18 protein-coding genes and 1 tRNA gene are annotated in these 17274 nt (G+C 73.7%); 10 read left to right on the top strand and 9 right to left on the bottom strand.

What is annotated here, in order from left to right; translation table 11 throughout:
* Nucleotides 1–3: 3 nt before the first annotated feature.
* The 3 genes from CG736_RS08220 to CG736_RS08210 all read right to left on the bottom strand — a co-directional run bounded on the left by CG736_RS08220 (nt 4) and on the right by CG736_RS08210 (nt 3129).
* The gene (locus tag CG736_RS08220) at nt 4–1518 is read right to left on the bottom strand and encodes an IPT/TIG domain-containing protein (protein ID WP_100585487.1); all 1515 of its coding nucleotides are present in this window, start codon (nt 1516–1518) and stop codon (nt 4–6) included.
* A 166-nt stretch (nt 1519–1684) separates the two neighbouring features.
* Nucleotides 1685–2335 (bottom strand): class I SAM-dependent methyltransferase, encoded by a 651-nt coding sequence (locus tag CG736_RS08215; protein ID WP_100585486.1) that lies wholly within the window; start codon nt 2333–2335, stop codon nt 1685–1687.
* 35 nt (nt 2336–2370) lie between these two features.
* Entirely contained in the window at nt 2371–3129 is a 759-nt protein-coding gene (locus CG736_RS08210; protein ID WP_157815476.1) for a CPBP family intramembrane glutamic endopeptidase, read from the bottom strand.
* A 367-nt stretch (nt 3130–3496) separates the two neighbouring features.
* Between CG736_RS08210 and CG736_RS08205 the strand changes: the two genes are divergently transcribed.
* Entirely contained in the window at nt 3497–4648 is a 1152-nt protein-coding gene (locus tag CG736_RS08205) for a hypothetical protein (RefSeq protein ID WP_100585484.1), read from the top strand.
* Between the two features lie 56 nt (nt 4649–4704).
* Here CG736_RS08205 and CG736_RS36035 read toward each other — a convergent pair whose 3' ends face one another.
* From CG736_RS36035 to CG736_RS08195, 3 genes are all read right to left on the bottom strand, one after another.
* On the bottom strand, nt 4705–4860 hold the full coding sequence (locus CG736_RS36035; protein WP_157815475.1) for a hypothetical protein: 156 nt from the start codon (nt 4858–4860) through the stop codon (nt 4705–4707).
* A 288-nt stretch (nt 4861–5148) separates the two neighbouring features.
* Nucleotides 5149–5769: a GNAT family N-acetyltransferase gene (locus CG736_RS08200; protein ID WP_100585483.1), complete on the bottom strand. Its 621-nt coding sequence runs from the start codon at nt 5767–5769 to the stop codon at nt 5149–5151.
* A gap of 135 nt (nt 5770–5904) precedes the next feature.
* A complete protein-coding gene (locus tag CG736_RS08195) occupies nt 5905–6636 on the bottom strand; it encodes a Clp protease N-terminal domain-containing protein (RefSeq protein WP_100585482.1) in 732 nt (243 codons plus the stop codon).
* 189 nt (nt 6637–6825) lie between these two features.
* Here CG736_RS08195 and sph point away from each other — a divergent pair, with 189 nt between their 5' ends.
* Entirely contained in the window at nt 6826–7803 is a 978-nt protein-coding gene (gene sph / locus CG736_RS08190; RefSeq protein WP_100585481.1) for a sphingomyelin phosphodiesterase, read from the top strand.
* 120 nt (nt 7804–7923) lie between these two features.
* Here sph and CG736_RS08185 read toward each other — a convergent pair whose 3' ends face one another.
* Together CG736_RS08185 and CG736_RS08180 are read right to left on the bottom strand one after the other, a co-directional pair.
* Nucleotides 7924–8337 carry a VOC family protein gene (locus CG736_RS08185; RefSeq protein WP_043907915.1) on the bottom strand — a complete coding sequence of 138 codons (414 nt, stop codon included), beginning with the start codon at nt 8335–8337 and terminating at the stop codon, nt 7924–7926.
* 10 nt (nt 8338–8347) lie between these two features.
* Complete coding sequence (locus CG736_RS08180) at nt 8348–8770, bottom strand: helix-turn-helix transcriptional regulator (protein WP_232733889.1); 423 nt, start codon at nt 8768–8770, stop codon at nt 8348–8350.
* 220 nt (nt 8771–8990) lie between these two features.
* Here CG736_RS08180 and CG736_RS08175 point away from each other — a divergent pair.
* Both CG736_RS08175 and CG736_RS08170 read left to right on the top strand, forming a co-directional pair.
* Nucleotides 8991–9061, top strand: a tRNA-Cys gene (locus CG736_RS08175).
* Between the two features lie 70 nt (nt 9062–9131).
* Nucleotides 9132–10529 (top strand): NADP-dependent succinic semialdehyde dehydrogenase, encoded by a 1398-nt coding sequence (locus CG736_RS08170; protein WP_100585479.1) that lies wholly within the window; start codon nt 9132–9134, stop codon nt 10527–10529.
* Nucleotides 10530–10663: 134 nt separating this feature from the next.
* Here the strand turns inward: CG736_RS08170 and CG736_RS08165 are convergent, their stop codons facing one another.
* On the bottom strand, nt 10664–10921 hold the full coding sequence (locus CG736_RS08165) for a hypothetical protein (RefSeq protein WP_157815474.1): 258 nt from the start codon (nt 10919–10921) through the stop codon (nt 10664–10666).
* Nucleotides 10922–11025: 104 nt separating this feature from the next.
* Here CG736_RS08165 and CG736_RS08160 point away from each other — a divergent pair, with 104 nt between their 5' ends.
* From CG736_RS08160 to CG736_RS08135, 6 genes are all read left to right on the top strand, one after another.
* Nucleotides 11026–11682: a hypothetical protein gene (locus CG736_RS08160; protein WP_100585477.1), complete on the top strand. Its 657-nt coding sequence runs from the start codon at nt 11026–11028 to the stop codon at nt 11680–11682.
* 120 nt (nt 11683–11802) lie between these two features.
* On the top strand, nt 11803–12948 hold the full coding sequence (locus tag CG736_RS08155) for a hypothetical protein (RefSeq protein WP_100585476.1): 1146 nt from the start codon (nt 11803–11805) through the stop codon (nt 12946–12948).
* On the top strand, nt 12945–14024 hold the full coding sequence (locus CG736_RS08150) for a hypothetical protein (RefSeq protein WP_100585475.1): 1080 nt from the start codon (nt 12945–12947) through the stop codon (nt 14022–14024). Before CG736_RS08155 ends, CG736_RS08150 begins: the two co-directional genes overlap by 4 nt.
* Nucleotides 14025–14038: 14 nt before the next feature.
* Nucleotides 14039–14854, top strand: coding sequence for a hypothetical protein (locus tag CG736_RS08145; protein WP_232733869.1), 816 nt, complete (start codon nt 14039–14041; stop codon nt 14852–14854).
* Between the two features lie 19 nt (nt 14855–14873).
* Nucleotides 14874–15455 carry a hypothetical protein gene (locus CG736_RS08140; RefSeq protein ID WP_100585474.1) on the top strand — a complete coding sequence of 194 codons (582 nt, stop codon included), beginning with the start codon at nt 14874–14876 and terminating at the stop codon, nt 15453–15455.
* The gene (locus CG736_RS08135; RefSeq protein ID WP_232733868.1) at nt 15448–17259 is read left to right on the top strand and encodes an asparagine synthetase B; all 1812 of its coding nucleotides are present in this window, start codon (nt 15448–15450) and stop codon (nt 17257–17259) included. Before CG736_RS08140 ends, CG736_RS08135 begins: the two co-directional genes overlap by 8 nt.
* The last annotated feature ends 15 nt before the right edge of the window (nt 17260–17274 follow it).

Here is a 17274-nt window from a genome sequence, read left to right as displayed (position 1 = left end):
GCGTCACCCTTCCCGGTAGGTGAACTCGGCGGCCGGGCCGGTCGGGGACGAGTAGCCGTTCGACAGCACGGTGACATCGACGGTGTGCGGCTTGCCGACGCCGGTGGTCGGGACGGGTGCGGTGGCGACGATCTCGCCGGGCGTACCGGAGCGCTTGACCTCGACGGACGGCGAAGGGTTGTCCCCGAAGAAGACCTGGGCGTCGGAGCCGAAGCCGACCCCGGTGATGGTGACGCGGTGGCCCTTCCGCCCGCTGTCCGGGGCGATGTCGGTGAGCACCACGGGGGCGGGGCCGCCGTAGGCGAACTGGCCGAGGGGAACGGCCGGCGAGGTGCCGAGGTCGTTGGTGACCCGGACGGCGACCACGCCGACGCCGGGCGGCGCGAGGACGCTGATCGCGTCGCCGTCGCCGCTGACCACCAGGTCCGGGCACGGGACGGTGCCGAAGTCGACCGCCGTGCCGGCGCCGAAGCCGCTGCCCGCGATGACGACGCCGGTGCCTGCCGGGCCGGCGTTGCCGGTGATCGCCCGCACCACCGGGCCGGGCAGCACGTCGGGGGCGCCGAGCAGGCGAAGGTAGGTGGAGTTGGCGTGCTGGAAGGCGACCTGGCCCATGAAGTCCTGCACGGTCTTCTTCACCATGACCCGGTCGTAGTCGCTCTTGTAGTCCCGGTGCAGCCGGTCGGCCCGGCCCGGCTGGGCGTAGACGTGCGGGCCGGGCAGCGCGGCGATCGCCGTGATCACCGCCTTGACCTCCTCGTTCGCCGCCGGGCCGGGCGGATCCGGGTACCACGTCTTCGCGTCGTCCAGAGCGGTCCAGGCCTGCGGCACCAGGTCCCAGGCGTTGTAGTGGCGCTCGTTGGCGACCCAGGGCAGGGAGTCCACGTACCGCGCGAAGTCCCGGCCGCCGGCGGTGGGCGCGGCAAAGGTGCGGAGGGCGAAGCGCGGGGTGACGCCCCGCCAGGTCTGCGTCTGGAGGTAGGGCGCGACCATGGTGGCAAGGCAGCCGCCGAGGCTGTGGCCGATCACGTGGACGGTGGGGTTCGGCGCGGCGTCGGCGAGGGCGTCGGCGAGTGCCTGCACCAGGGTGGCGCCCGCCGCGCTCGCGGTGACGACCTGGGTGAACGCCTCCATCGCCCCTTTGGAGACGGCCACCGCGGCGGGCGGCTGGCCGACGATGGCGAACGGCACGACGGTGCCCACGTCGAGGTCCTCCAGCAGGTCGGTGACGTTGGCGACCGTGCCGCGCAGGACCACGGCGAACGCGTTGGAGGCGGGATTCGCGGCCAGGTACGCCATGTTCGCGTTGTCCGGGCTGAGCGCCAGCCAGGTCAGCGACCACTCGTTCCGGGTCGCGAGGGAGGGCTCGGCCAGTTGCGCGGCAACGCCCCGGGAGATGCGGCTGCACTGTTCGGCCGGTGTCTCGCCCGATGGACGCGGGGTGGCCGCGGTCGCCGCGATCGCGGCCAGCGTCATGGCCACCTGCGCCGTGGTCGGTGTGGCCTGCTCCGTCGACATGCGTGCTCCTTGGGAACGGGTCGCCCCACCGGGTGGCGAGGTCGTGTCCCCTGTGGGTTCCGCCCGGGACGTCCGACGATGTGTCCCGGCCCGGAACGTCACGCCACCGGCTGCATGCCGCGCCCCGCCGGACCGGCGGCCCTGCCCGCCCCCGGCCGAGGGCCCGTCAGGACGCGGCTTCGGCCAGCAGGGTCGCCTGCGGGTGGCGCTCGCCCGGGCCGGGCAGGCGGACGGTACGGGCCATCTCGGCGAACCCGGCGGCGGGCAGCAGGGCGGCGAGGGTGTCGACGGGCCAGCGGTGGGCGGTGGCGACCTTGTGGTCGAACGGGACGGGGCGGTCGGTGTCGCCGAGGGCGGGGTCGGCGGCGAAGAAGCCCAGCAGCAGGCGGCCGCCCGGGGCCAGGACGCGGCGCAACTCGGCCAGGACGTGCGGGAGTTCTGCGGGCGGCAGGTGGATCAGCGAGTACCGGGCGAGCACCGCGCCGAGGCTCGCGTCGGCGAACGGGAGGGCCAGCAGGGAGCCGCGCACGAAACTCTCGCCCGGGCGGTGACGGCGGGCCTGGGCCAGCATCCCGGCCGACAGGTCGAGCCCGACCGCGCGGATCCCGAGCCCGCCGAGCAGCGCCGTCGCCTCGCCGGGCCCGCAGCCCAGGTCGCCGACGGGCCGCCCGCCGACCGCCACCGGCGGCGCCGCCACCAGTTCTCCGATCAACGCCAACTCGTCGTCCCGGCTGGCGAGTTCACCTGTGAACAAGGTCGCATACAGCTCCGCCACCGCGTCGTACGCCTGCCCGACACCGACCTGAACGTCCGTCATCTTCCCGTATCTCCCGCCACTCGAAGACGCCGAGCCTATGCCCCGCCGGGCACCGGCCGCGCGCCCGCCCCCACCGGGGCCTCCGGGGCCCTGAGCAGCAGCACAAGTCCCAGCCCCAGGTAGGCGACCACGCCCGCCGCCTGAAGCCAGTCGGGCGTCTTCCCCGGCGAATAGATCTCCAGATAGTCGGACAGTCCGTGCACCAGCGCGAGCGGCCAGATGCTCCCGAGGTACAGGCGTGCACCGCACAGGAAGAAGCCGAACACGCCGGCCTCCAGCACCTGCCACAGCGTATTGCCCAACGGCGACCCGAAGAACAGCCAGTTGCCGAGGTGCCCGACCCCGAAAAGCACCGCCGTCAGCACCGCCGCAGGCACCCGCCCCAGCGGCCGCGCGACCTCCAACACCAGGGCCCGGCTGGCCAGTTCCTCATTGGCCCCGACACTGAGCATCAGCACCACGCCGCCCACCAGGGTCGCCGTGCTCCCCTCGATCCCGGGCAGCGCCGCCAGCCCTGCCAGCACCACCACCGGGAGCAGCACCGGCCACCGCACCACCACCCCGAGGCCCGCCGCTCCGCCGGCCGCCGACAGCCCCCACGCCCGGAGCAGCACCAGCGCCACCGCCGCGCCCGCCAGATTGGCCACGGTCGGCCCGAGCTGCGGAAACCACCCCGGGTCCAACGGCGGCAGCACCTTCGCCACCACCACGACCACCGCCTGCCAACCGGCCGCAACCGCGACCGCCCCCACCACCGGATTCCGGCGCACCCAGCTCCCGCATCGCGTCAGCACCGCTCGATGGTAGGGAAGATGGCGTCAACTCGACGTTAAAACAGCCTAGTTGGGACCGCACTGCAATGGCGACGGCCGCAATTGACGGGCGGGTGCGGACGCGGGTGCGGACGCGGGAGCCGGGGCGCGGAGAGAAACCGGTTGCGGGCGGCCCGGGCGGAGTGCCTAGACTCTGCCCGTGGCCGTCGTAGCGATCTCTCGCCGATTTAGTGGCCCCCCGGCTCCCGATGGGTGCCGCAGGGGTCGGTTTTCGCCACGCCGTTGACGCAGTCCGGCTGAGCGGGTCGGTCCCGGGCGGCGGGTCGTGCCCAGGGGCCGGGGGGTGTGCAGTTCCCACCCTTCCCGCCACGCCTCCGGAGGCTCCGCCATGTCCGCTCCCGTTCCCGCCGCCGTTCCCGTTCCGCTCTCCGCCGAGCAGCTCGCCCGTGATCTCGCCGTCCGCGACCTGACCGATCCCGCCGCCGGACCGCACGCCGTACAGCTGCTGGTGGATCGCGCCGCCGACGCGCTGTCCCGGCACTGGTCCTGCCCGGTGCGGGTGCATCGCGGCGAGCGGATCGTCACCGTCGCCGACAACTACGACCACCTCAACTACCGTGCCGACGACGTCACTCGGGACACCCGCTACACCCGCTACGTGGACGACCGGCGGATGCTGCGCAGCCACTCCAGCGCCCTGGTGCCCGGCGCGCTGCGCGCCCTCGCCGCCGGGCCGGCCGGCGACCCGGTCCTGCTGGTCTGCCCGGGCCTGGTGTACCGCCGCGACAGCATCGACCGCCTGCACACCGGCACCCCGCACCAGCTCGACCTGTGGTACCTGACCCGCCGCCAACTGCCCACCCGCCCCGCTGACTTGACGGAGATGATCGCCACCCTGGCCGACGCCCTGCTGCCCGGCGCGGAGTACCGCACCGAGGAGCGCGTCCACCCGTACACCCTGGCGGGCCGTCAGCTGGACGTCCGCGTCGGCGAGGAGTGGGTGGAGATCGCCGAGTGCGGACTCGCCCACCCGGAGGTGCTGACGGGGGCGGGGCTGGGCGCGGAGTGGAGCGGGCTGGCGCTCGGGATGGGCCTGGACCGGGTACTGATGCTGCTCAAGGGCATCCCGGACATCCGCGTCCTGCGCTCCACCGACCCCGTGGTGGCCGCGCAGCTCACCGACCTCGCCCCGTACCGACCGGTCTCCGCACTGCCGGCGGTCCGCCGCGACCTGTCCGTCGCCGTGGACCGCACCGAACTGGCGGAGGATCTCGGCGACCGCGTCCGCGACGCGCTCGGTCCGGACGCCGACTGCGTGGAGACCGTCGAAGTCCTCTCCACCACCCCCTGCCGCGACCTCCCCCCGCAGGCCCTGACCCGCCTCGGCGCCCGCCCCGACCAGTACAACCTGCTGGTCAAGGTCGTCCTGCGCCACCTCCACCGCACTCTCACCGACGCCGCCGCCAACACCCTGCGCGACCGCATCTACGCCACCCTCCACCAGGGCGCCACCCACCAGTGGGCGAGCACCGCCCCCTGACGGACCGCCACCGGTCCGCGGCCGTCGCCACGACGCCCGCGGACCGGCCGCGCCGCTCAGACGTCGTCGAAGCTCCCGCCCTGCCGGTACTCGTAGGTGCCGTGCGAGCAGAACGGGCCGAACTGCCACCGCTTCTTCTGGTACCGCATCCGCCGGTGGCAGCCGGGGCCGGTCTCCTCGACGTGCTCCTCGTCCGGCAGCCGGCACAACATCCGTGCCGCAGCGCGTTGTTCGGAGTCTCCGAGGCCGCTCCGAGACCTCTCGAACACGAACGGGTGACACCGGACGGCCGGAGCCGCCCCGCCCGCATGGCCGGCCGCCCGGTCGGGCACTCAGCAGAGGACGGCACCGTTCCCGCGGCCCGCCCGCGGCCCGTCCGAGAAGGAGCACCGTGGCCCCGCAGAAGTCCCCGTCCGGCAACCCGTCCGGCATGGGCGGCGCTCCCCCGCCGCCACCCGGACCGGCCAACCCGCCGCCCCCGCACGGCAAGTGATGGCCAATCAGGTGTAGCCGGCGACCCGCTCGCGGAGGGCGGCCCCGGTCTGCGGCCACTCGCTGTCGATGATCGAGAAGATCGCGGCGTCCCGCAACCCGCCGTCCTCGCCGGGCACCCAGGACTGGCCCGACCTCCGCAGCACGCCCTCGAACCGGGCGCCGACGGCGGCGATCGCGGCCCGCGAACGGGCGTTGCGCGCATCGGTCTTGAGGTCCACCCGGGCCACGCCCCACTGCTCGAACGCGTGCTGGAACAGCAGCAGCTTCGCCTCGGCGTTGACGCCGGTGCCCTGCGCCGAGGCCGCCAGCCAGGTGAAGCCGATCTCCACCGCGAACAGCACGTCGGTGTCCGGCAGCATCCGCGGCTCCCAGTACGCCGTCACCCCGACCGCCCGGCCGCTCGCCACCGCGATCTGCGCGTACGGCGCGAGCCGCCCGTCCGCGGCCCGCGCGTGCTGCGCCTCGATGTACCCGGCGACCTCCTCGGCCCGCGGCACCCAGGTGAACCCGTAGCTGTCCCGGGCCTCCTCCACCGCCCGCGCCAACTCCCCGGCGTGCCGCTGCTCCAACGGCTCCAGCCGCACCAACCGGCCTTCCAGCACCGGCCCTTCGAGTCGGTACGCCATCCCGCTCCCCCTCCGCCCGCCCGCCGATCGTGATCGCCAGCGAACCGCCCGCCGCGACCGACCGTCAACCGGGTTTCACCATCCGGGCGGCGGGCCCGCTCCCGTCCCGGGCGGGCCCGCCGGGTCTCGGTGGGGTCAGGCGTCGGGGGCGAGTTGGGCGAGGGCGTCGAGGAGGGCGGCCTCGGCGGCGGCCTTGTCGAGGCCGAGGCCGGTGAGGATGCCGGCGCCGGCCTCGTGCTCCAGCAGGGCGAGCAGGAGGTGCTCGGTGCCGACGTAGTTGTGGCCGAGGCGCAGCGCCTCGCGCATGGTCAGTTCGAGGGCCTTCTTGGCCCCGGCGTCGTAGGGGACGAGCTCGGGGGCGTCCTCGACGGCGGGCGGCAGGGCCGCTTCGGCGGCGGCGCGGACGGCATCGAGGGCGATGCCCCGGGTGGCGAGGTAGGCGGCGCCGAGGCCCTCGGGTTCGGCGAGCAGGCCGAGCACGAGGTGCTCGGTGCGGACCTCGTCGTTGTGGGCGTCCTTGGCGGCCTGGTGGGCGGCCATCACGACGTTGCGGGCGCGGGGGGTGAAGCGGTTGAAGCCCTGCGCGGTGTCGATCTCGGTGACCTCGCCGGGGTCCTTGGGGACGAAGCGCTTCTGGGCGGCCTGGCGGGTGACGCCCATGCTGCGGCCGATGTCGGTCCAGGACGCGCCGGAGCGGCGGGCCTGGTCGACGAAGTGCCCGATCAGGTGGTCGGCGATGTCGCCGAGGTGGTCGGCGACCAGGACGGCGTTCGACAGCTGGTCGAGCGCCTCGGGGTAGGACTTCTTGATGCCCTCGATCAGGTCGTCGAGCCGGATGGAGGATTTCGCTCCTGCGGTGTCAGCCATGAGGCAACCCTAGGTTGACAGTCCGGAGGTGTCAACCGTCGGTTGACAGTTGCCGTATCGGCCGTTTTCTACCGGCCAGTAGGGGCTGTTTCGGTCGAGTTCACCCGCCCGCCGTCCGCTGTCTTGTCCGCGTCACAGAGACCCCAGTTGACTGCACAACATCGATCGCCCGACACCCTCGGAGCCCCCATGCCCGCCACCCGCCCCACCCGCCTCGCCGCCGTACTCACCGCAGCAGCAGCCCTGTTGACGGTTCCTCAGGCCGTCGCGCACGCCGAGAGCGCCCCGCTCACCGTCGCCCCGCTGAACGTGCTCACCTACAACACCTTCCTGATGAGCACCTCGCTCTACCCGAACTGGGGCCAGGCCTACCGGGCGCAGGCCATCGCGGGCGCGGACTTCTTCCAGGGCCACGACGTGGTGGTGCTGCAGGAGGCGTTCGACAACGCGACCTCCGACGCGCTGGTCGCGAAGGCCTCGGCCGCGTACCCGTACCACACCCCGGTGGTCGGCCGCTCCACCAGCGGCTGGGACGCCACCTCCGGCAGCTACAGCAGCGCCACGCCGGAGGACGGCGGGGTGGTGCTGCTCAGCAAGTGGCCGATCCTGCGCAAGGAGCAGTACGTCTTCAAGGACGCCTGCGGCTCGGACTGGTGGTCCAACAAGGGCTTCGTCTACGCGCAGATCGATGTGAACGGCCAGCGCACCCACGTGGTCGGCACCCACCTGCAGTCCACCGACTCGGGCTGCGCCGGCGGCCAGGCCGCCGACATCCGCGGCAAGCAGCTGCGCGCCATGAAGGCCTTCCTGGACGCCAAGCAGATCCCGGCGAGCGAGCCGATCGTGCTGGCCGGCGACCTCAACATCGACTCGCACGGCAGCGAGTACCCGGCGCTGCTGTCCAACGGCAACCTGGCCCCGGCCACCACCCGCGACGGCTGGACGAACTCCTTCGACACCGCCGACAACTCGATCGCCTCCTACCGCTACCCCGGCGACCCCAAGGAGGACCTGGACTACGTCCTCTACCGGGCCGACCACGCGCGCCCGCAGCAGTACACCAACACCGTGCACCGCTTCCACAGTGCGCCGTGGACGGTCAGCAGCTGGGGCACCTCGTACACCTACACCGACCTGTCCGACCACTACCCGGTGATCGCCGGCTGATCGGTCGCCGGCAGCAGTGGCCGGCACACGGACGGGCGCCGCCCGGAGGAGTCCGGACGGCACCCGTTCGGCACGGTCCGCGGAAGGGGCCGGCGGCAGGCCTCAGCAGCGCGGCAGGTCTCAGCGGCGCGGCTGGGCGAACCGGACCATGTTGCCCGCCGGGTCGCGGAACGCGCAGTCGCGCACCCCGTACGGCTGGTCCATCGGCTCCTGGAGCACGTCCGCGCCGGAGGCCCGGATCTGCTCGAAGGTCGCGTCGCAGTCGGCGGTGCGGAAGTTGACGGCGCGCAGCAGGCCCTTGGCGAGCAGCTCGGCGGCAGCCTGCCGGTCGGCGTCGGTGGCGCCCGGGTCGGCGACCGGGGGCTCCAGCACGACCTCCACGTCGGGCTGGGTCGGCGAGCCGAGGGTCACCCAGCGCATCCCCTCGAAGCCGACGTCGTTGCGCACCTCCAGTCCGAGCGCGTCCCGGTAGAAGCCGAGCGCGGCGTCGTGGTCGTCGACGGCGATGAAGCACTGCGAAAGCTTGATGTCCATGACCCCGACGCTACTGACCGGCGTCCGCTTCCGCTTCTCCGTTCCTGATCTCCTTCGCCGCGGCGGCGCCCGGCCGACCGGTGCCGGTGCCGCGGATCGGGCGGGTGAGGTACATCGCCACGCACGCGGTGATGTGCTCGGCGGCGCTGTGGTCGCGGGCCCGGTAGGCGCTGGGGCTCTCGCCGACCAGTTCGGTGAACCGGGTGCTGAACGACCCGAGCGAGGTACAGCCGACGGCCATGCAGACCTCGGTGACGGACAGGTCGCCGCGCCGCAGCAGCGTCTTCGCGCGCTCGATCCGCCGGGTCATCAGGTAGCTGTACGGCGTCTCGCCGTACGCGGTGCGGAAGCTGCGCTGGAAGTGGCCGACGGACATCAGCGCCACCCTGGCCAGCGCCGCGACGTCCAGCGGCTCGGCGTAGTCGCGGTCCATGGTGTCGCGGGCCTTGCGGAGCCGCTTCAGGTCGTCGATCTGCACGCCGCCCAGGCTAGCGCCGAGGGCGGTGCGCCCGGCCGGTTGTCGATCACCCGGTGATCACACCGCGACGCCCTGATTGGGCGTCAAAAGCCCTGGTCAGGGCGACACTCCGGCGTGTTGCTTCGTTGATCGCGTCCCGACCCGCTGCTAGTTTCTGATTCATGCGAGGGAGCCCGGTGGAGTGGCCGAGCGGCGAGGCAGCGGCTTGCAGGGCCGCGTACATAGGTTCGATTCCTGTCTCCACCTCCTCGCTCCCTTCGAGGTCCGCCCCCGCCCGGAAGAGGCCGGGCGGCATCGAAGGAGGAGTGGTTTTCCGATGCCCATCGCCACCGTCAATCCGGCCGACGGCCGCACCGTCGAGGTCTTCGATCCGCTGGACGGGGCCGCCGTGGAGGCCCGGTTGGCACGCGCCCAGTCCGCGTACGAGTCCTGGCGGCTGACCACCTTCGCGCAACGCGCCGAACTGATGCACCGGGCCGCCGAGTTGCTGGAGAAGAGCAACGACCGGGTGGCCCGCACCATGACGCTGGAGATGGGTAAGCCGCTCGCCCAGGCACGGGCGGAGGCCGCCAAGTGTGCGAAGGCGATGCACTGGTACGCAGACCGCGCGGAGGCGCTGCTCGCCGACGAGCACCCGGCGGCGGAGGACGTCGTGGACTCCGGCGGCGGGTCGGCGTTCGTCCGCTACCGGCCGCTGGGCCCGGTGCTGGCGGTGATGCCGTGGAACTTCCCGTTCTGGCAGGTGGTCCGGTTCGCCGCACCCGCGCTGATGGCGGGAAACGTGGGCCTGCTGAAGCACGCCTCGAACGTGCCGCGGACGGCGCTCGCGCTGGAGGACCTGTTCGCCCGCGCCGGGTTCCCGCTGGGGTGCTTCCAGACGCTGCTGATCCCCTCCCGCGCGGTGGAGGCGGTGATCCGCGACGAGCGGGTCACGGCGGTGACGCTGACCGGCAGCGAGGGCGCGGGCCGCGCGGTGGCCCGGGTGGCCGGCGACGAGGTGAAGAAGACCGTCCTCGAACTGGGCGGCAGCGACCCGTTCCTGGTGCTGCCGTCGGCAGACCTGCCGGCCGCGATCGCCAAGGCGGTGACGGCCCGGGTGCAGAACAACGGCCAGTCCTGCATCGCGGCGAAGCGTTTCGTCGTGCACACCGACGTGTACGACGAGTTCCTGGCCGGCTTCACCGCCCGGATGCGGGCGTTGACGGTGGGCGACCCGATGGCGGAGTCCACCGAGGTCGGCCCGCTCGCCACCGAGCAGGGCCGCACCGACATCGAGGAGCTGGTCACCGACGCGGTCCGGCTCGGCGCGGGCCTGGCCTGCGGCGGCGCACGACCGGACGACCCGGCGCTGGCCGACGGCTGGTACTACCTGCCGACGGTGCTCACCGACGTGACGCCGCGGATGCGGATCCACCATGAGGAGGCGTTCGGCCCGGTCGCCACCGTGTACCGGGTCGCCGACCTGGACGAGGCGGTGGCGATCGCCAACGACTCGCCGTTCGGCCTGAGTTCCAACGTCTGGACACGCGACGGGAACGACCGGGAACGCTGTGTGCGCGACCTGCGCGCGGGCGGCGTGTTCTTCAACGGGATGACGGCCTCCCACCCGGCGTTCCCGTTCGGCGGGATCAAGCGCTCCGGCTACGGGCGGGAGTTGTCCGGTCACGGCATCCGCGAGTTCTGCAACATCACCACGGTGTGGTCCGGCAGCTGACCGCCGGCAGCGCGCAGGACACGGTTCGGGGCCCGTTCGGAAAGCGCTTTCCGAACGGGCCCCGAACCGTTGTGCACGTGAGTTGACGGGAGTGCGCGGCGGAGGCCGGGCGGGCGTGCCGTGGCGGAGGCCGGTCAGGCGTGTCGTGGCTGGTGCGGATGGGCGTGTTCGTGGCGGCCCCAGAACTGCGAGACGAAGGCCACCACGGTCACGCCCCACACCACCGCGAACACGATCAGCAGCCAGAGTTGGGTCACCTGCGGGGCGACCAGGGCCAGGCCCAGCGAGAGGGCCAGCAGGAAGACCAGCGAGGAGTTGTGCTTCTCGGTCAGCCAGGCGTACGTCCCCCGCACCGGACGGGGTCCGGTGGCTCCGGCAGCAGTCGCGGGCATGGCTCTCACCTCCGAAAAGTTGGCCATCTGTTCGAGTATCCCGCCGGTCGGCGGACCCGGCAGCCCGGGTAGCATCGCCGCGAGCACCGACGAGGGGGTCGTGAGTGTCGATACGCGGGGGGCTGCGCAGCCTGGAACGACAGGCGTCCGCGCTGCCGGACGGCGCCCAGCTGTTCCGGCTGCGCCCGGACGGCCGGGTGCTGCGCGCCGACCGCGCGGGGGCGCGCGAACTCGGACCGCAGGACCCGGACAGCGGGCTGCTGCGCTTCATCGACGAGCAGCAGTACGCGCACTACTTCATCGGCGACGCGGCGACCTCGCCGGAACGCCCGTCGAACGCCACCTACAAGCTGGGCCTGGTCGCGCCGCACACCGCGTTCACCCCGCACGCGCACGGCGGCGAGCACCTGGTGCTGGCGCTCGGCCCGGCGTCCTGCGGACTGTACGACGCGCACCGCCGCCGGGTGGTGGCCGTCGACCTGGCGCCGGGCACGCTGATCCGGATCCCCGAGCTGATGCCGCACTCGTTCGGCAACCGCAGCGACAATCGGCTGGCGATCCTGGCCGCGAACACCGGCTACGGCATCGACCACGAGGACTACGCGATCACCGCGGAGGTCGCCCAGCAGCGCGGCGAGCACGAACTCGCGGCAGCGCTGCGAGAGGTGACGTCGCGCCAGCGGGTGGGTACGGTGACCGTGCGGGAGCGCCTGGCGCACCGGCTGCACCGGATCGCGGCGGCCCTGGAGGACTCCCGGTGACGTCGGCGTCCGCCCGTCCTCCGTCGAAGTCGCCGGCCACACGCACCACTTCGCCCGCATCACCCGCCATGCCGACCAATCCGCCGATCGAGCACGCCCGATGACCCGGGAGAACGCCCGATGATCTGTCCGAACTGCCGGACCGACCGACGCCAGCGCGAGCGCACCGACCACACCTGCTCCAGCTGCAAGAAAACGTTCGCGCTGGACCCGAAGGTGGAGCCGGGGCGCCTGCACGACCTCAAGTTCCGTGAGCTGGTGGCCAAGTGGACCCCCGGCGGCCTGCGGATCACCGTGGAGCAGCTGTACTGGCTCAACGAGCGCCGGCTGCACCGCTTCCCGACCAGCGAGGAGCGCGCCGGCAGCAACGTGGGCGGCGCCGCGCTGGCGGTGGTCGCGGTGATCGCCGGCTCGCTGGCGGTCGGCATCGGCAGCTTCAGCTGGTTCCTGCTGGGCCCGGTGATGCTGGTCGCCGCGGGCCTGGCGGTGCAGCAGTTCCGGGGCGCCCGGCGGCTTCGGGCCGACGCTCCGATGCGGCCGCAGGTGACCTTGAGCGATTTCGAGCGCCGGGTGATCTTCCGCTGGCGGGTGGTCCACCGCGAGCTGCCGGCCGGGCTGGTGGAGTACCCGCCGGACGGCTCGACGCCGACGACGGTCAAGGCGCAGGCCGTGGTGCTGTGCGAACTCCCCGCCGTGGCGGCCTTCCTGCGCACCAACAACTTCGCGGAGCGCCACCGGGTGCTCCTGGTCGACGAGTTGGCGAAGATCCCGGCCGATCTTCCGGTGGTGGTGCTGCGCAACCTGTCGCTGGCCGCGCTGGCCCGGACCGTGGCGGTCCGGGCGGCGCTGCCCGGTCGGCGGGTGGTGGACTGCGGGCTCGCGCCGCGCGCGGTGTTCGCCCCGGCGAAGGCGGTGCGACTGCGTGACCACGCGGGGCCGCGGCAGGCGCCGTCGGCGCTGGGCGCGTCGACGGGCTGGCGGCGGCTGACCGAGCGGGAGCGCGACTGGCTGGCGAACGGCTGGTACTCGCCACTGATCACCGTGCCGCCGCCGAAGCTGCTCGCCCTGGTCGAGAAGGCCGTCGAACGCGCCACCACCGCCCCCGCGCCCGCGGCGGAGAACCCTGCCGAGACCCGGCGGCGCGCGGAGCGGATCGGCTTCCTCAGCTGGCCGCAGGCCCTGCCCGCGCCGCACTCGCCCGCCGACGCCACGTCGGTCCGGCATCCGGACGGCGCGTCGGCCCGGCCCGCGGACGGCGCGCGATGATCTGCCCGAACTGCCGGGAGGGCGTCGGGCGGCGCGAACGTCACGGACACCGCTGTTCGCGCTGCGGCCGGACCTTCGCGCTGGACCCGAAGTCGGAGTCCGGCCGCCTGCACGACCTCAAGTTCCGGGAGCTGGTGACCAAGGGCACCGGCGGCCGCCTGCGGATCACCGTGGAGCAGCTGTACTGGCTCAACGAGCGCCGCCTGCACGGGTTTCCGGGCCCGAAGGCGCTCCGCAGGCACCTCGTGATCGGCACCGTCGTGACCGCGGGCGCGCTGCTGGCCGGCTCGTTCGCACGCGGCGCCGACGGGCAGGTCTGGCTGTTCGCCGCTGGTCTGGGCGCGGTGGTCGCGGTGCGGGAGTTCCACACGGCGTGGCGCCTGCGGGTCGGGGCGCCGTTCCGTCCGCGCCTTTCGGAGATCGGGTTCCAGCAGCAGGTGATCGACCGCTGGCGGGAGGTCTACGGCGGGCTGCCGACCGGGCTGATCGAGCATCCGCCGGCCGGGCCGGCGGTCGGCCCGGCCGAGGCCCGGGCCGTGGTGCTGTGCGAAGTCCCCGCCGTGGCGGGCTTCCTGCGCGCCAACGACTTCGCCGAACGTCACCAGGTTTTGCTGGCGGACGAGTTGGCGCAGGTCCCGGCCGCGCTGCCGGTCGCGGTGCTGCGCGACCTGTCGCTGGCCGCGCTGGCCCGCACGATGGTGATCCGGTCGGCGCTGCCCGGCCGTCGGGTGGTGGACTGCGGGCTCGCGCCGCGCGCGGTGCTGGAGCCCGCGAAGGCGGTGCGGCTGCGCGACCTGAGCAGGCCGCGGCTTCCGGCGGCGCTGGCGGCCGCACCGGGCTGGCAGCGGTTGGCCGACCGGGAACGGGAGTGGCTGACGGCCGGCTTCCGCTCGCCGCTGATCACCCTGCCGCCGCCGAAGCTGCTCGCCCTGGCCGAGAAGGCCGTCGAACGCGCCGTCGCCGCGCCGACCCGAGCGGCGGAGACCGCTGCCGAGACCCGGCGGCGCGCCGAACGGATCGGCTTCCTCACCTGGCCGGAGGCTGCACCGACCCGGCCTGCGGACGGTGCCCGATGACGGAGGGACGCGGCGTGACCCCGATACCCGACCGACTGCTCGACCGGGCCGTCCGGCGAGCGGCCGAGCGCTGCGCCCATCCGGGCCGTCTCGCCTTCACCGCACGGCAGTTGTACTACGAGACGGACCGCACGCTGCTGCCGCTGCACCGCGGCCCGCACCGGCTGCGCTACACCACCCGGCCGCTGCTGTCGACGGAGCGCTTCGCGGCGGCGCTCGCCCGGAACCCCCAACTGCCCGTACTACCAGACCTGGTGGCGCCCCGTCCGCACCGGCCGGGGCCCGAGGGCGACCTGTACGACTACGCGTTCCCCCGGCTGCTGGTCTGCCAGGATCCGGCGATCGCCGCGATGCTGCTCGCCAACCGCCTGCACCTGGAGGGGGCTTGCCCGATCCTCGCCCCGGAGCGGCTGCCGCTGGACGCCCGGCTGCTGGCCGCGTTGCAGCGCGCCGAGGACGCGGTGGTGCACGTGCTGCACGACGCCTCGCCCGCCGGACTCGACCTGTTCCGGCAGGTGCGCGAGCACGCCGGCCCGAGACTGCGGGTGCGCACCATGGGCCTGCTGCCACGCCACGCCGCAGCCCTGCACCTGGCCGCGCTCGCCGGTCGGCCACGGTGCGACGCCGACGACCTGCCCGCGGAGCTGCCGGCCGCCGAGCGGGCCTGGCTGGCCCGCGGCCGGGTCGCCGAGCTGGCGGCCGTCCGCCCGGCCCGGCTGCTGCGGACCGTGCTGCGCACCGTCCGCGGCGGCGGCTTCGCTCCGCCCGCCCGACCGGCCGCGCCCACCCGGGCCCGCGACACCGGTTTCCTGACCTGGCCGACGCCCTGACCCCCGAGGACTCTGGACGATGACCCAGCCACCCGAAATCACCTACAGCGACGAGCTGTTGGCCGACGGCACGGTGCACCGCCGGTACTCCGACGGCCGCAACGAATGGCGCAGCCGCAGCTCCGACGGCCGGATCCACTGGCGCGACGACCGGGGCGACTCCGGTACCGACGAGCGGCTCGGCCGCGACCTGGTCAAGCGCTCCCACGCCGACGGCCGGGCCGGCTACGGGCGCGACATCGGCTACGGCCGCACCGTCTGGGGCCAGGGCCAGTACGTGCTGGTCAACCGCAGCTCGTTCCCGGGCCGGCTCGGCGTGGTGCTGGGCGCGCTCGGCCTGGGCGCGGGCATCGCGGCCGTCCAGTACGCGCCGGAGCTGCTGTCGTCCGACGAGGAGGAGGAGTTGCGCCGGGAGGCCGAGCGCGCCCGCAGCTCGGGCGGCGACGGCGGCGGCGGTGACGGAAGCGGCAGCAGCGACGGCGACGACGACGGCGGGTTCGACGACGGGTTCGACGATCACGGCGGCTTCGGCACGGCCGGGGACGGCGGGGACGATCACGGTGCCCACGGCGACGCCTGGGACGGGGACGACTTTGGCTGAGCCGCACCGCCCGGCCGCGCCCGGGTCCGGGTCCGCCAGGGTCCGCACCGCTTCCCGCCCGGCCCGCTACACCGTGCTGTCGCTGCCCGCCGGCGTCCGCCGCCCGTCCGAATCCGGCCTGGTGGCAGGCCCGTTCGAGGCCGGCGGCCGGGCCGTCTCGGTGGCGCTGCTGACCGGCGTGCCCGGCTTCGCGGACGGCCCGTTCACCGTGGACGGCCGCACCGCGGTCGGCGAGGTCACCCTGCACAACCGGGACGAGCTGCACGCCGCCCTGGCCGCCGCCGGGCGCCCCGCCGAACCAGGCACGCCGGACGGGGAGTTGCTGCTGCGCTGCTGGCTGGCACTCGGCCCGGCGGGGTTGCGCGCGGCCGACGGCATGTTCACCCTCGCGGTGCTGGACGGCCCGGACCTGGTGCTGGTCCGTGACCACACCGGCGCCCGGACGGCCTTCCACTGCCGCACCCGGGACGGCGGCTGGGCGGTCTCCAGCTCGCTCCGCGCGCTGCGCCGACGCCCGGACGTGGACACCGGGTTGGACCTCGCCGCCGTCCGCTCGTTCCTCACCTTCGCCTACCTGCCGGGCACCGAGACGCTGCTGCGCGGGGTCTCCGAACTGCTGCCCGGCAAGGTGACCCGGCTGGGCGCGGACGGCTCGGTGCGCATCGAGGAGTTCTGGGAGCCGCAGGCGCGGACGCTCGACCGAACGGACGACCAGTACGCCTCGGGCCTGCGGGAGTTGCTGGAGCGGGCGGTGGCGCGGCGGCTGCCGGACGGGCAGGACGTCGCGGTGCTGCTGTCCGGCGGGGTGGACAGTTCGCTGGTGACGGCGCTGGCCGCCCGGCTGCACGACCGGCCGGTGCACACCTACTCGATCAGCTTCGGCAACGAACTGCCCAACGAACTGGGCTACTCGGGCCTGGTCGCCGCCCACTGCGGCACCCGGCACCGGGTGCTGACCGTGCCGGGCGAGCAGGTCGCGGCGCGCCTCGCCGACACCGTCGCACTGCTGGACAGCCCCGTCGGCGACCCGCTGACGGTGCCGAACCTGATGCTCGCCGAGGCGGTGGCCGGCGACGGGCTCTCCGTGTCGCTGAACGGCGAGGGCGGCGACCCGGTGTTCGGCGGACCGAAGAACCTGGCGATGCTGGTCTTCGAGCTGCTCCGCGACGACCCGTCCGAACAGGCCCGCGCCGACGCCTACTTGCACACCTACCGCAAGTGCTGGGAGGACCTGCCGGTGCTGCTCACCGGCGAGGCCCTGGCCGAACTGGACGCGCTCGGCCCGGCCGCGCACCCGCGCCGGCACGTCGCGCCGTACCTGACGGACCGCCGAATGCCTTCGCTGCTCGACCAGTTGCTGCACTGCAACCTGCGCACCAAGGGCGCCCACCACATCCTCACCAAGGTGGAGCGGCTGACCGCCTCGCAGGGCGTCCAGGGCCGCTCGCCGCTGTTCGACCGGCAGGTGGTGGAGCACGCGTTCGCCACCCCGCCGGCGCTCAAGCTCCGTGCCACCGAGGAGAAGTGGATCCTCAAGGAGGCGGTCCGCGACCTGCTGCCCGACACCGTCACCTACCGGCCCAAGAGCGGCATGCGGGTGCCGGTGCAGCAGTGGCTGCGCGGCCCGCTCAGCGAACTCACCGGCGACCTGCTGCTCGGCACCGGGGCCCGCGCCCGCGGACTGTTCCGGGCGGAGACGGTGGAGACCTGGATGCGCGGCGGCGGACTGCTGCTGCCCCGCCAGGGCGGCAAGCTGTGGCTGCTGCTCACCCTCGAACTCTGGCTGCGCGCCTACGACTTGTGACCGATGGAGCACCAC

The sequence above is a fragment of the Kitasatospora sp. CB02891 genome (assembly GCF_002803145.1).
GTDB classification, from domain to species: Bacteria; Actinomycetota; Actinomycetes; order Streptomycetales; family Streptomycetaceae; genus Kitasatospora; species Kitasatospora griseola.
This window is presented reverse-complemented; position numbering and strand designations above follow the sequence as displayed.

Bases quoted from the DNA above. Each gene is read 5' to 3' on its own strand.
- CG736_RS08150 (WP_100585475.1), top strand. From the start codon at position 12,945: ATGATCTGCCCGAACTGCCGGGAGGGCGTCGGGCGGCGCGAACGTCAC.
- CG736_RS08215 (WP_100585486.1), bottom strand. From the start codon at position 2,335: ATGACGGACGTTCAGGTCGGTGTCGGGCAGGCGTACGACGCGGTGGCG.
- sph (WP_100585481.1), top strand. From the start codon at position 6,826: ATGCCCGCCACCCGCCCCACCCGCCTCGCCGCCGTACTCACCGCAGCA.
- CG736_RS08195 (WP_100585482.1), bottom strand. From the start codon at position 6,636: ATGGCTGACACCGCAGGAGCGAAATCCTCCATCCGGCTCGACGACCTG.
- CG736_RS08220 (WP_100585487.1), bottom strand. From the start codon at position 1,518: ATGTCGACGGAGCAGGCCACACCGACCACGGCGCAGGTGGCCATGACG.
- CG736_RS08200 (WP_100585483.1), bottom strand. From the start codon at position 5,769: ATGGCGTACCGACTCGAAGGGCCGGTGCTGGAAGGCCGGTTGGTGCGG.
- CG736_RS08185 (WP_043907915.1), bottom strand. From the start codon at position 8,337: ATGGACATCAAGCTTTCGCAGTGCTTCATCGCCGTCGACGACCACGAC.
- CG736_RS08165 (WP_157815474.1), bottom strand. From the start codon at position 10,921: ATGCCCGCGACTGCTGCCGGAGCCACCGGACCCCGTCCGGTGCGGGGG.
- CG736_RS08170 (WP_100585479.1), top strand. From the start codon at position 9,132: ATGCCCATCGCCACCGTCAATCCGGCCGACGGCCGCACCGTCGAGGTC.
- CG736_RS08180 (WP_232733889.1), bottom strand. From the start codon at position 8,770: ATGGACCGCGACTACGCCGAGCCGCTGGACGTCGCGGCGCTGGCCAGG.
- CG736_RS08140 (WP_100585474.1), top strand. From the start codon at position 14,874: ATGACCCAGCCACCCGAAATCACCTACAGCGACGAGCTGTTGGCCGAC.
- CG736_RS36035 (WP_157815475.1), bottom strand. From the start codon at position 4,860: ATGTTGTGCCGGCTGCCGGACGAGGAGCACGTCGAGGAGACCGGCCCC.
- CG736_RS08155 (WP_100585476.1), top strand. From the start codon at position 11,803: ATGATCTGTCCGAACTGCCGGACCGACCGACGCCAGCGCGAGCGCACC.
- CG736_RS08205 (WP_100585484.1), top strand. From the start codon at position 3,497: ATGTCCGCTCCCGTTCCCGCCGCCGTTCCCGTTCCGCTCTCCGCCGAG.